This is a genomic window from Mycobacterium sp. NPDC050853, from assembly GCF_040653875.1.
Classification (GTDB): Bacteria; Actinomycetota; Actinomycetes; order Mycobacteriales; family Mycobacteriaceae; genus Mycobacterium.
On sequence record NZ_JBFAGW010000003.1, the window covers coordinates 78,452 to 90,047 of the forward strand.

General features: G+C 63.1%; 15 protein-coding genes. 5 read left to right on the forward strand and 10 right to left on the reverse strand.

Features of this window, described 5'->3' with window-relative positions; all coding sequences use genetic code 11:
• Positions 1–82 precede the first annotated feature (82 nt).
• The 5 genes from AB0H22_RS12240 to AB0H22_RS12260 all read right to left on the reverse strand — a co-directional run bounded on the left by AB0H22_RS12240 (position 83) and on the right by AB0H22_RS12260 (position 3,546).
• Positions 83–481 carry a secretion protein EspR gene (locus AB0H22_RS12240; protein ID WP_030096169.1) on the reverse strand — a complete coding sequence of 133 codons (399 nt, stop codon included), beginning with the start codon at positions 479–481 and terminating at the stop codon, positions 83–85.
• Between the two features lie 446 nt (positions 482–927).
• Positions 928–1,638 carry a TMEM165/GDT1 family protein gene (locus AB0H22_RS12245; protein WP_180750456.1) on the reverse strand — a complete coding sequence of 237 codons (711 nt, stop codon included), beginning with the start codon at positions 1,636–1,638 and terminating at the stop codon, positions 928–930.
• Between the two features lie 245 nt (positions 1,639–1,883).
• A complete protein-coding gene (locus tag AB0H22_RS12250; protein WP_180750457.1) occupies positions 1,884–2,417 on the reverse strand; it encodes a peptidase in 534 nt (177 codons plus the stop codon).
• Between the two features lie 156 nt (positions 2,418–2,573).
• Positions 2,574–3,197, reverse strand: a complete 624-nt coding sequence (locus tag AB0H22_RS12255; protein ID WP_180750458.1) for a superoxide dismutase — start codon at positions 3,195–3,197, stop codon at positions 2,574–2,576.
• A 193-nt stretch (positions 3,198–3,390) separates the two neighbouring features.
• Positions 3,391–3,546: a hypothetical protein gene (locus tag AB0H22_RS12260; RefSeq protein WP_180750459.1), complete on the reverse strand. Its 156-nt coding sequence runs from the start codon at positions 3,544–3,546 to the stop codon at positions 3,391–3,393.
• Positions 3,547–3,723: 177 nt separating this feature from the next.
• Here AB0H22_RS12260 and msrA point away from each other — a divergent pair, with 177 nt between their 5' ends.
• From msrA to AB0H22_RS12280, 4 genes are all read left to right on the forward strand, one after another.
• A complete protein-coding gene (gene msrA / locus AB0H22_RS12265; protein WP_180750460.1) occupies positions 3,724–4,470 on the forward strand; it encodes a peptide-methionine (S)-S-oxide reductase MsrA in 747 nt (248 codons plus the stop codon).
• Between the two features lie 244 nt (positions 4,471–4,714).
• Positions 4,715–5,041: a rhodanese-like domain-containing protein gene (locus AB0H22_RS12270; protein ID WP_180750461.1), complete on the forward strand. Its 327-nt coding sequence runs from the start codon at positions 4,715–4,717 to the stop codon at positions 5,039–5,041.
• A gap of 120 nt (positions 5,042–5,161) precedes the next feature.
• Complete coding sequence (locus AB0H22_RS12275; RefSeq protein ID WP_358146769.1) at positions 5,162–6,286, forward strand: DUF4328 domain-containing protein; 1,125 nt, start codon at positions 5,162–5,164, stop codon at positions 6,284–6,286.
• A gap of 28 nt (positions 6,287–6,314) precedes the next feature.
• A complete protein-coding gene (locus AB0H22_RS12280; RefSeq protein WP_358147029.1) occupies positions 6,315–7,121 on the forward strand; it encodes a glycerophosphodiester phosphodiesterase in 807 nt (268 codons plus the stop codon).
• A gap of 93 nt (positions 7,122–7,214) precedes the next feature.
• Here the strand turns inward: AB0H22_RS12280 and AB0H22_RS12285 are convergent, their stop codons facing one another.
• The 4 genes from AB0H22_RS12285 to AB0H22_RS12300 form a co-directional block, all read right to left on the reverse strand.
• Entirely contained in the window at positions 7,215–8,138 is a 924-nt protein-coding gene (locus AB0H22_RS12285; RefSeq protein ID WP_358146770.1) for an SAM-dependent methyltransferase, read from the reverse strand.
• 136 nt (positions 8,139–8,274) lie between these two features.
• Positions 8,275–8,823 (reverse strand): ferritin, encoded by a 549-nt coding sequence (locus AB0H22_RS12290; RefSeq protein WP_180750465.1) that lies wholly within the window; start codon positions 8,821–8,823, stop codon positions 8,275–8,277.
• 172 nt (positions 8,824–8,995) lie between these two features.
• Positions 8,996–9,553, reverse strand: coding sequence for a ferritin (locus AB0H22_RS12295; protein ID WP_180750466.1), 558 nt, complete (start codon positions 9,551–9,553; stop codon positions 8,996–8,998).
• A gap of 18 nt (positions 9,554–9,571) precedes the next feature.
• Positions 9,572–10,513: an LCP family protein gene (locus AB0H22_RS12300; protein ID WP_180750467.1), complete on the reverse strand. Its 942-nt coding sequence runs from the start codon at positions 10,511–10,513 to the stop codon at positions 9,572–9,574.
• Between the two features lie 62 nt (positions 10,514–10,575).
• On the opposite strand from AB0H22_RS12300, the gene AB0H22_RS12305 reads away from it, so the two are divergent.
• The gene (locus tag AB0H22_RS12305; RefSeq protein WP_358146771.1) at positions 10,576–10,740 is read left to right on the forward strand and encodes a hypothetical protein; all 165 of its coding nucleotides are present in this window, start codon (positions 10,576–10,578) and stop codon (positions 10,738–10,740) included.
• Between the two features lie 89 nt (positions 10,741–10,829).
• Here AB0H22_RS12305 and AB0H22_RS12310 read toward each other — a convergent pair whose 3' ends face one another.
• The gene (locus tag AB0H22_RS12310; protein ID WP_180750469.1) at positions 10,830–11,591 is read right to left on the reverse strand and encodes a CPBP family intramembrane glutamic endopeptidase; all 762 of its coding nucleotides are present in this window, start codon (positions 11,589–11,591) and stop codon (positions 10,830–10,832) included.
• Between the last annotated feature and the right edge of the window lie 5 nt (positions 11,592–11,596).

Consider the following 11,596-nt stretch of genomic DNA (forward strand, 5'->3'; position numbering starts at 1 on the left):
GCGTTCCAGCCGGCTCGACGAGCGGGTAGAACGCCAAACTGGCCGATCCCTCCCCGAGTGGACCGGCCAGGCAAGCGGTGGACTAGCTGTCGAGACCCTCTTTGCGACGGTATTCGTCGACGGCCTGCGTGATGCGATCCTGTGCCTCGACGGACAGCCCCACAGTGCGGGCTGCGATCCGGCGGACACCCTCGTCGCGCATATTGGCGAGCCAGGTCAGCTCCTGATCGAGCTTCTCGTAGTACTCGTCATCGGTGAAGTACGCCGGCTTGATCCGGAAGAAGTTGGCGAGCGCCTTCATGGTTGCCGAAGAAGGGTTGGTCCGGTTACCCGACCGCAGCTGCGACAGGTACGGCGCAGACATAGTGATGCCCTCCGAACGAAGGGCCGCGATCACCTCGGCAGAGGTGTGGGGGCCGCGCCCGGGGGGGTACACGGTGTCGAACAACCGATTCAAACGTGCGGTGAACGTGGTGCTCATCGAGCCTTACCTCCACAAACAGAGAAAGTTGCTAATTCGGGGGACGTATTTGCTGCCCATCGTAACCTTAGTTTTGCCTGCAGCCAAGCGCAACCGTCAAGTTCACTCAGGGTGGACGTGGTGTTCGGTTATCCAAACCTGCTAGCTCAGGTACATTCGTGCAGCGTCGAATGTTCATGACGATCTGGGAATCTTCGTTCTCAGGCAAATGATTGATGAATCCCCACGGCGACGGCGCAACGGCCCCGGCGCGGCCCGTGTGGATAGATCGCATTCGTTTCCTATGCAGACCAAGATCGGTGTCCAGCTGTATAACCTGCAGAGTTGCTACTCGCACCAGCACCGCGCTTTCTCCGCGCACGCCACGCTGACCTGGCACGATGTCATGTCCGTGACGATAACGGCAGCTTGCGATTATGGTGGGAATCGCCGCGCAGAGGTAACGGTTAAATAGTGGAACGTCGACCGCAAGTGTGGCCGTCAGCAGGGCATCCCCTCTGACCAGCGGTGAATCGGCGCCGACGGACTGTGATCAAGATCACAGCAACCATGGTGAACCCGATAAGCGTCACAGCCACCCAACGCAACCCGAGCGCGCCGTCGAAGATCATCCAGAACCCGAAGATCGCGAAGAGCACCGAGGCGATGTTCTGAAGCAGATGGGCCGGAAGTGAGCGGTGTAGTAGGGCGCCGACCAGAATGGCGACCGCGTCAGCGCACACCATGCCCGTCGTCGAGCCCAGCCACACGCCATTCCACTGATGGTCGCTGGCGAGTGCGACGGTGGCCAGCATGGTCTTGTCCCCGAGCTCGGCCAGAACGAATGACGAAATGATCGCCAGGAAGGCGAAACGAGTTGTGCGGGCGGTCGCTGGTTCACCGCCGTTGTTTGCGTTGTTCTCACGCCATGTCCAGATCGCGAACCCGAGAAACGCCAAACCCGCACAGAAGGCGATGGGCCGTTCGGGGAGAGTGGCACCGAGGAAGTGCCCGACGGCGACGGAGAGACCGTGAACCACGACCGATGACACCGCGATACCCGAGAGCACCATCCACCACCGATAACGCAGGGCGTAGGTCATGGCCATCAGCTGGGAACGGTCGCCAAGCTCCGCAAGGAATACCACGCCGAAACTTACTGCGGCGGCTGACAACATGGCGGACCTTTCGACAAGGCCAGGGTTAGCACCCGGGCAGTTGCCGAAGGTCTCGCCCACCGAATGTTATCGGTTCGCCGGCCGGGCGCGTGGCGCCAGTATGTCGACCGTGCGATTGGGGGCTACTCCCCTTCGCTTACTTCGCCACGATAGCGCCGTGAGACCGAAAATGCCAGCAGGGGAGATGGTTTCGGGTGCCCGAAACCATTGCTTCGAGTAGCGGGAAGGAGGGTTGTCGAAAACCGTTACGCGGCAAGCAGCATTGCCAATACGGCCGTGTCGGGATCGCTGATCGGATCGATGCCCACCCGGCTCACCACGGACGTCACAGTACCGTCCGACTCGGCCTCGACCCATGCCGCGCGATGTTCCAGACCCAGATGCGGCAATCCGGGAAGGAGTAGACAACCCGACGCTGCCCCAAGGCATTCCGGAAGGGTGGGGTTGGTCTCGGATGGTGGATGAAGCATGAGAAGTGCCGGGGGTTGGTGTTCCGCGAAATGCCCAGGAGTGACTGCCGATTCGCCGAGTACCGTGCCTTCTGCGATGACCAAACCGACCATACCGGGCATCGGGTCGTCGGGCAGGTCTTCGCGGGCGCCAAAAATTGTTGTGGTGGAGAGCAATCCGGGCAATGTGGCGATGCGCACCGTCACGATGAGTAGCTGCATCCATTCCTTGGTGGAATCGGGCCAGCGGCCGCACACCACAAATCCTCTGAGCGACCCGCCCGCATGGAAGGGCGCGATCTCGATCGGGAGATCGGAACCATTCGCCATATCTGCCTCCGCGACATCACAATCCACATTGCGCGACGCTGCTCACTCCAGGATTACCATGCGCGGTACCGCACCGCAATCGCTAGCGGACACGCCGGAAATACACTTGGGCCCCGGATTCGTAACGAACCCGGGGCCCAAGCGAAACCAACGCGATCAGCCGAAGATGAGACCCGACGTCTTGGTGGTGGCCGCGGTGTACCGGTCCTGTACGTCTGCCCAGTTCACCACGTTCCAGAACGCCTTGACGTAGTCCGCCTTAACGTTCTTGTACTGCAGGTAGAAGGCGTGCTCCCACATGTCCACCTGGAGCAGCGGGATGATGCCCAGAGGAACATTGGCCTGCTGGTCGTACAGCTGGAAGGTCAGGAGCTTCTGGCCCAGGCTGTCGTAGCCCAGCACGGCCCAGCCCGAACCCTGCAGGCCGTTGGCTGCGGCGGTGAACTGCGCCTGGAACTTGTCGAAGGAGCCGAACTGGTCGTCGATGGCGGCGGCCAGGTCGCCGGTGGGCTTGTCACCGCCATTGGGCGACAGGTTCTTCCACCAGATCGAGTGGTTCACGTGGCCGCCGAGGTGGAACGCCAGATTCTTCTCGTTGAGGAAGATCGCGGCGTGGTCGCCCTTGTCACGTGCCTCTTCTAACTTGGCGACTGCGGAATTGACGCCCGCCACATAGGCCGCGTGGTGCTTACTGTGGTGTAGCTCGTTGATCTGTCCCGAGATGTGGGGCTCCAGGGCGCCGTAGTCATAGTCCAAATCGGGCAGTGTGTACTCAGCCACGAGATTCCTTTCCGCTTGCTTCGTATCCGCGTGTGTGCAGATCCACTCAATAGAAGACACGGTCAAACCGGTTACTCCGGAGTGCCGGCCTACCGATTCAACCCTGCTCTATTGCGCAACGCGTCGCAAGGATGCAGACATCCCCGATTTGGTTACCGAATGTTTGACGGAGTGGGTGACCCTGCCGGATCGGCTAGATCAGGATGAGAAACGCGAGGCCGGCCGCGAGCACGAGAGCGATGACAAGGGCGCGGAATGCCGCAACGCGGTATGAGGTGTTGTAGCAGCGTGGCGTCAGCTGCCAGCCTGAAGTGGGCATCGATTCATGGCCTGCCGACTGCGCTGTCATCGCTGCCTTTCCTGCTAACTATTGCAAGCACCTCCACGGTGAGATGAGTCACAACATCTCTCGTGTGACGGTCATCATAGCTCCAAATCGCGGTGCGTGAAAATTCATGCTGCATATACCTGGAAACCCCAGCTAGACCAGCAAATCGGGGGCACACCGCGGCGTACCATCGAGAGCATGGCTTCTTGGGCGGATAACGTTCGCGATCAGATCTTGGGACGGCTCGATGTGGGGCTCAAACCGGGAAAACCGGCAATCGTCGAGGAGGGTGCAGCCCTGCCCGGGCGCTCCACCCCCATTCGGGTATCCGGCACACATTTCGTCAACGGGCACGTGATCGTGCCGCCCTTCCCCGAGGGGCTCGAGACCGCGGTGTTTGGGGAAGGGTGCTTCTGGGGGGCCGAACGTGGGTTCTGGAATCTTCCGGGCGTCTACTCCACCGCGGTCGGGTACGCCGGGGGTTACACACCCAACCCCACGTATGACGAGGTGTGCTCGGGGCGCACCGGCCATACCGAAGTCGTGCTGGTGGTGTTCGACCCTCGCGAGGTGACGTACGAACAGCTGTTGGTGCAGTTCTGGGAAAGCCACGACCCGACCCAGGGCATGCGGCAGGGCAACGATCGCGGCACCCAGTACCGCTCGGTCGTCTACACGACGAATGAGAGCCAGGCGGCCGAGGCTGCCGAGAGTGCCACACGCTACGGATCGGCCCTTGCTGACGCCGGATTCGGAGAAGTCACCACGGAGATAGCCCCATTGGATGGGCCGGTGGGGCATGCGTCCCGGCGCTTCTTTTACGCCGAGGAGTACCACCAGCAGTACCTGGCCAAGAACGCGAATGGATACTGCGGACTGGGAGGGACGTCGGTCTCCTGCCCGGTCGGCCTGGATGTGCCACCCGGCGATCCAGCACAAGCGTGAGCTATCCCACGGCAGCGGAGATGAATTCGCTAACTATGCACAGGCAGTGCTACGGTTCCCCGTCGCTCGCCCTGCTGGGCGGCTCTACGGAGTCCTGGCCAGCGCAAATGCAAATGAGCAGCCTGTGGTTTGTGGATCAACCTGTGGATACTGTGGATAAGCCGACATTGCTGTGGCGTGGGTCACACTGCGAAAAGTTGCAGGGCGCGCAGCTGCCCTACCGATCGAGCGACAGGAATAGACGATGAGTTCTCCCTCGGGCGACGAGGTTCCACAGGTCGGTATCGACGAGATCTCGGCCGCGTTGGATCTTGGTGTCAAGTTGCTTGACGTCCGCGAAGATGACGAGTGGGCGGCCGGCCATATCGACGGCGCGCAACATATCCCGCTCGGCGACGTGCCCTCCCGGATGGACGAGCTCGATCCGGATGCTCCGCTGTGGGTGATCTGCCACGCGGGCGGGCGCTCTCAACGCGCCGCCGCCTACCTGGACCGCAACGGTTTCGATGTCAGCAACGTTTCTGGCGGCATGCTTGCGTGGGTACAGGCAGGTAAGCCGACCATCAGCTGAGTTTCTGGCGACCTACCCCGCCGATTGGCTCCACTGCGCTACTCGCTGCCGGTTGCAGCCTCAGGCCGTTACGCTGGACGAATGATCCAGGTGTGCTCCCGCTGCAGTACCCAGTGGAACGTGCGTGAGCAGCGTCGATACTGGTGCCCGCGGTGCCGTGGCACTCTCCTCGAACCGGGGATGACCGCCCCGCCCCGTCTCTCCGCCTCCATGCCGCAGCCCTCCGCTGGGGCTCAGCTTCCTGGTGGCAAGTACTGGGTTCCGCCGACTCAGCAGATCTCCGTGGCAACGTCCGCAATGCGCCCTCCGGCCCGTCCCACACGGCTCCCTGCGGGGTACCGGTGGATTGCCGTACGCCCCGGCTCGCCCCCGACGCCGGCGCGTCGGCGACGTCCGCTGGGACCGACGCCGCGCTACGGGTACATCCCCCGCTGGGGTCTGGTGGACCACATTGAGCCCGCAGGTTCGTCGCGGCAAGGGATAGCCGGGGGGCACATCCCCAGCCGTGTGCTCGAAAGGCTTCTACTCGCCACAATCATCACCCTGGCAATCGTTTCGTGTGCGCATTTTCTTCGATATGCGTTGATGGCTTACAACCGCGGAGCGCTGATCCCGCGGTTCGTCGCCAGCACGTCGAATGGGCTAGTGCTCCTCAGCGTGTCGCTGGCCTTTGCGGTCATGGTGGCCACCGCGTGGTTCCTCACCGACTGGATGATCGGGCGCCGCGCCGAGACGTACCGGGACCTCGGATTCGACGATCCGAGGCGTCCATGGGAGATCCGCGTGGGCTGCCTGGCACCCATTGTGAACATCGTGGGTGTGCCGCTGCTGCTCCTGGAGCTCGCCAAGATCGAGAACCGGTGGTACCGGCAGTACCGAAACATCGTCTGGTGGTCGATCTTGTGGGGTACCACATGGCTGTTGGTACTCGTGGCATGGATGGTCCGAGATTCGGCGACTGTGCAGGGAATCGCCGACAACGCACTGTTCACCGCCGTCGATTACGCGGTGGCAGCGGTCGCGGCGTGGTGGCTCCGCAGGGTGTACCAGGGCTTCACCGCGCCGGAGGGACATCACCGGGCGGTGCGCTGGCTGGCAGTGGAGTCGCTGCAGCGACCGGTGCCCATCGATGCCGATCGACCGGATGTACTGACGACACGCGAGGGCAATTCCGGCGCTGCGGTTGAACCAGCGGGGCAAGAACCGGCAGCATTGGAGCGTGACCGAGTCGTCGGAGCCTGGTGATGAGCCGCTTGCGCGAAGCGGCGAGGACATAGACGGCAGGGGCGAGCGGCATCCGTTCGTCGTCGCGCATCGGGGCGCGTCGGCGGACCGGCCCGAACACACCCTTGCCGCGTATGAGCTTGCCCTCGAAGAGGGAGCCGACGGGGTGGAATGCGATGTCCGCCTGACTCGGGACGGACAACTGGTCTGTGTGCACGACCGCAGAGTGGACCGCACGTCTAACGGGACCGGCCTGGTCAGCGAGATGACGCTGAGTCAGCTGCGCGCGTTGGATTTCGGTGGCTGGCACCCCGGCGGTGCGGAGGCCGGCTCGGGCACCGGGCTGCTGACGCTCGAGGAGCTGGTTTCGCTCGTACTCGACTGGAACCGCCCGGTGAAGCTCTTCATCGAAACCAAGCATCCGGTCCGCTACGGGTCATTGGTGGAGAACAAGGTGCTCGCACTGCTGCACCGGTTCGGCATTGCTGCGCCGGCCTCGGCCGATATGTCGCGCGCGGTCGTCATGTCGTTCTCGGCTGCCGCGGTCTGGCGGATACGTCGTGCCGCACCCATGTTGCCCACGGTGCTATTAGGCGAGACGTCGCGATACCTTGGCGGCAGCGCGGCCACCACGGTGGGCGCTACCGCGGTCGGCCCGTCCGTGGCCACACTGCGTGAACATCCGGAACTCGTAGACCGGGCCGCGGCGCAGGGCAGGGCGACCTACTGCTGGACGGTCGATCATTACGAGGACGTCGAGTTCTGCCGGAGCATAGGTGTCGCCTGGATCGCGACCAACCATCCCGGCAGGACCAAGGCATGGTTGCAGCGGGGACTCACGGGTACCGCGCCCTAGCTGATCTCTCCACCCGGCAGTCCGCCAGCGAGGAAGACTTCGACTTCGAGTCCTTGCGCGGGCGAACCGATGAGGTCTGTATCCGCGCCTTTCCTAGTGCAAGTACGACACGGGCAGCGTGGCGGTAAGGAACCTGCGCTTGGCGAACTCCTCGGCGTAGGGCTCCAATTCGCCGCTGAGATGCTCACCGTATCGGTCCGCCAGCTCATGTCCAGTGGTCGTCTGTGCCAGCCAACCGTGCCCCGAGAGCCACTCGCTGGATCGTGTTCGCTCCTCATGCGTGTGAGCGCGCATGAGTTCCGAGGCGTTGAATGCCTCGGCCTCGAGTGCATCGCGTACATCCGCCCACGATTGACCGGATGGTGAGATCCCGTCAGTGTCGGTAGCGATGGTGCTGCCCAGTGCGGACAATTCGATGACCCGCTCAAAGAGAGCATCGTGACTCGGGCCCGGCAGATGGGAGATGAGTGCTTCGGCGAGCCATGCGGTCGGCAGATCGGGATCGAAACCTGCTGCCGTCAAATCAGACTGCCACGGCCCGCTCAGGAACGTGCCGACCTGCCGCCGCGTTGTGCGGTGTGCCGCTCCGGCCTCCGCGAGAACGTGCTCCTTGAAATCGAGCAACTCCGGGTAGTCGACCTCGAATAGCGTTGTGTCATCGGGCCAGTCCAGCCGATAGGCGCGGGTGTCCAGCCCACCGGCCAAGAGCACCACCTGGCGGACCCCCGATTGCGCCGCGGCCTGGAGGGAATCGTCGTAGTGGCGTGTCATCAGGGCGCGGCAGCGGGCGATGAAGATGGTGCGGTCTGCCGCGGCGTCATGGGGAGAGTCGTCACGGGTCGACTCGAGAAGCGCCAGTGCGTAGGGATCGCCCGAGGCCAGTACCAACTGCTCGGCGAAGACGTCGACAAACAGGGGGAGTGCTCGGTGTGACTCGATCGCGCGGGACGCGGTCAGCGTCAGTTGAATTTGCCTACCGCGGAACAACCTTTGCACCCCTTTTCGCTGTGCCGGCAAAAGCGACTATCCCCGCGACCCGGTCAAGGTTATCGGAAAGACGCAGACAGCGAACATAGGTATTCGACAACCCGCGAAACAAAGATGTCCCCCACCTCGGCGACGGGCCGAAGTGGGGGACATCTTGGTTGAGTGCCTAGAGTGCGCCACCCGCTGCTGGGGGTGCAGTCGCATCGGCGGTTGACTCGACGCTGATCTCGCGGGCCACGAACTCTTCAAGGTCGAAGTAGTTATCGCCGGCACGCTCGGCGACCGTGAGCAGTGTGTCCATGAGGGCGACCTCTTCCACCTGTTCCTTGAGGAACCACTGCATGAACTGCTCGCCGATGTAGTCGCCTTCGTCCCGCGCGGTGCGCGCGAGCTCGGTGACCTGATCGGTGACTGTCTGCTCCTGAGCGAGTGCCAGAGCCAGCGGCTCACGCGGTGCCGTGAACCCGTTGGTCACTGCGCCGGCGCCGGGGATCTCGACCGAGACCCGCCGATCGATGAGATAGCGGATGATCATCATCGCGTGATTGCGTTCCTCGACCGCCTGCTTGTAGAAATGCGCGGCGAGCTGCGGGAGATCGGCGTCATCGAAATACGCGCCTATTGCAATGTATTGCTGTGAGGCGGTGAACTCGTGGCCAATCTGATCGTGGAGAAGCGCGTTGAATTTCGTTTTAGGAGTGTCCGTCGCGGTCATGGATTTGACAATAGACCAGGTCAGGGGCCTTGTCAGCCAAGGTCAGCCTTAATGAGGTTATCGTCACCTAAGTAATAGGCGGATATCGCGGAGGCTAATTGGATAAGTGCTTAACTTAGCCAAAGTTAATTTCTGCGCATCGCTAATTGGAAATCGTCGTGCACAAAATTGATTAGAGTGCGCCCCCGGCGGCCGCGGGCGCGGTCGGATCCTGGCCGACGAGCCGATTGAGCTCGCGTTCCACGAAATTCTCCAGATCGAACAGGTCGTGATCGGCTCGGTCGACCACGGTCAACAGCGTATCCATGGTGGCGACCTCTTCCACCTGTTCCTTGAGGAACCACTGCATGAACTGCTCGCCGTAATAGTCGCCCGACGAGCGGGCCGCGCGAGCGAGTTCGGTGATCTGATCGGTGACGCGCTTCTCCTGTTCGAGGGCCAGGGCGATGGGCGCGCGCGCGTCGGCAAATTCGTTGACGACGGGATCGATGCCCGGGATCGCCACCGCGACGTTCTTGTCGATGAGATAGCGGATGATCATCATCGCGTGGTTGCGCTCCTCGACCGCCTGCGCGTAGAAGCGCTTGGCCAGCTGCGGCAGATCGGCATCGTCGTAGTAGACCGCGATAGCGATGTACTGCTGGGAGGCCGTGAATTCATTGCGTATCTGGTCACGCAAGAGTTCGAGAAATGGTGAGGATGCACGCGCATGCAGATCGGTGGTAGCCACAACGAAAAGCCTAGTGCGTCAAGGGGTCGGTGTGGCCGGGTCGGGCAACAGGTCAGCAGGAACTTGTTGACCGGTGCGAAGGGCGTCGAACAGCCGCCCGGCGGCCTCCTCGTCCCAGGAAACGATGTCACCTGACCAATTCGAGGAGAATGAGCCGATGGGCATCGTCAGGTTCTGCACGGAACCTGCTAGGGCCCAGCCCAATTGGGCCAAGTTCCAGCTGTGATCGCCCTGAGCGATGGTGATGGCGTCGGCGGTGGATGTGGCGAGTGGATACCAGCGGAAGGGGTTGGCCCATACCGTCGGGCCGCTCACCCGGTGAAACAGCGCAGCCATGAACTCGCGCTGATGCGTCATGCGGTCCAGATCGGCACGCGGCGTGGCTCGGCTACGTACGTATCCAAGTGCATTGGGCCCGTTTAGCATCTGACACCCGGGCGCCACGTTGATCCCGGCCAGTGGATCGTCGATGGGCTCATCGAGGCACATCGAGACGCCGCCGACGGCATCGACGACCGAGGCGAATCCGCCGAATCCAATCTCTGCGTAGTGGTCGACGCGCAGCCCGGTGGCCTGTTCGACGGTTTGGGTGAGCAATGCCGGGCCGCCGAGCGTGAACGCGGCATTTATCTTGTCGCTGCCGTATCCGGGGATGGGTACGTATGAGTCGCGGGGGAGGGACACCATGGTGGTCGCTCCCCCGTCGTAGAACGCGGGTATGTGCACCAACAGGATGGTGTCGGTGCGTCCATCGCCGGTGTCTCCACCGGTGGCGAGCTCCGCCTCCTGCTCCGGGCTGAGGGCTTGACGGCTGTCGGAGCCGACGAGAAGCCAGTTGGTGCCGCTGCCGGGCGCGGGTCGTTCCGGATAGTCGGTGAGCGCATCCACGCGGTGCAACCGTCCGTCGATCCAGAACGCCGTACCGATGATTGTGCAGAACCCAACGAGCACGAAGGTCATTGTCAGGACGAATGTGCGTCGTATCCACTTGCCCCACTGCCTTTTACGCTGCGGACGCGGCGGTGGAGCGGGGGGAGGGGGCGGGGCTGGAGCCGCGGACCGCCGCGGCCGGGGATCACGGGACCTGGGCCGCGGTGGCGGCATTTGTCCTCGGCGAGGAGGTGGGGGACCCTGCCGCCGGGGTGGAGTGTCGCGTGGTGGTGGCGGTTGCGGATGCCGACGGATGACCTGGCTGTCCTCCTGTTGGCGGGGGTGCCGTCCACGGAAGGGGATGGTGGGTTCGGTCATTGGGCTCGTCTCATCGGTTACCACGAGGCTAATCGAGCCACCCCAGGTGTGTCCGGAGCAACGCGAACCCCACGAAGGCCACGGTGTCGATCACGCCATGGGCGACGACCAGCGGCCACAGCCGTCCGGTGCGGTGCCAGACATACCCGAAGACCAGACCCATCACCAGATTTCCGATCCCTGCCGAGACGCCCTGATATAGGTGGTAGCAACCGCGCAGCAGCGCCGACGACGTGATGGCGGTCGCCGCGCCGTATCCCAGTTGTCGCAGCCGGGTCTGCAGGTACGCGATAACCACGACTTCCTCGGCCCACCCGTTGGTGAACGCGGACAGCACCAGCACCGGTACTCGCCACCAGGTGTCATCGAGGGAGGCGGGAATTACTTGGACACTCAAGCCCATCCAGCGTGCGCCGACATACAGTGCCAGACCCGGAAGCCCGATGAGGGCCGCGAGTCCGAGCGCGCCAAGACCGTCGGCCCGCCAGCGCCAGCGGCCGAGCCCGATCGATGATGGGCGGAATCCGCTGCGCCACAACAGGTAAACTGCCAGCGCGCCCCACGCCGCCAGCCGTGTGATCGACACCAGGTTCAATCCGAGGTCGATCAGGCTGAGCTCGGCGCGCCGAGGGTTGAGCGCGACGGTTTGTTCGGACAGTCCCGCCAGGGCGGCCGCGGCGAACTGCAGGATGGCGCTGAGGGCGCTCATCCCGAAGGTGATGGCGAGCACGATCCCCATCTCGATGCGGATTGTGCGCGGTGACATATCCGATTCGGCCACGGCGCTCATTGTGG